This window comes from Chryseobacterium cucumeris, assembly GCF_001593385.1.
Classification (GTDB): Bacteria; Bacteroidota; Bacteroidia; order Flavobacteriales; family Weeksellaceae; genus Chryseobacterium; species Chryseobacterium cucumeris.
Window position 1 is genome coordinate 1 of the sequence record NZ_LUVZ01000041.1, and the last position, 472, is coordinate 472.

General features: G+C 41.7%; 1 protein-coding gene. It reads right to left on the bottom strand.

The genetic code is table 11. The annotated features are described in order from the left end of the window. A partial coding sequence (locus A1704_RS17230; RefSeq protein ID WP_157885780.1) for an AAA family ATPase occupies positions 1 to 411 on the bottom strand: 411 nt, incomplete at its 3' end. Positions 412 to 472 lie beyond the last annotated feature (61 nt).

The window sequence follows — 472 nt, forward strand, 5'->3', positions numbered from 1 at the left end:
AACATCCGTTAAGCGATCTGCCCTCATTTTGATCTGAGAAGCACTTTCCTCGCCGGAGACATAGAAGATTTTTTTCTTCATTTTCAAGGCAAGCTGAAGCAGCAGTGTTGATTTCCCAATACCGGGCTCACCGCCAATCAGGGTAACAGAGCCTAAAACAATACCACCGCCCAGAACGCGGTTAAGTTCTTCGGAAGGTGTTTTTATTCTGGGTTCTTCACTGGTTTCAACCTCAATAATGTAGATGACATGTTGCTTGGACTTCGAGAAAGGAGGTGCGCTGTGTGAAGGTTTTTCCACCACCTCCTCAACTAAAGTATTCCATTGTCCGCAGTTTTTACATTGTCCCAGCCATTGAGGATACTGGGTTCCGCAGTTTTGACAGAAATATGCTGTTTTCAGTTTTGCCATACTGCGAAGTTATAAAAAATGAATTTTTTTCCGAACGTTTTTAATGGATTAAATATTAAAA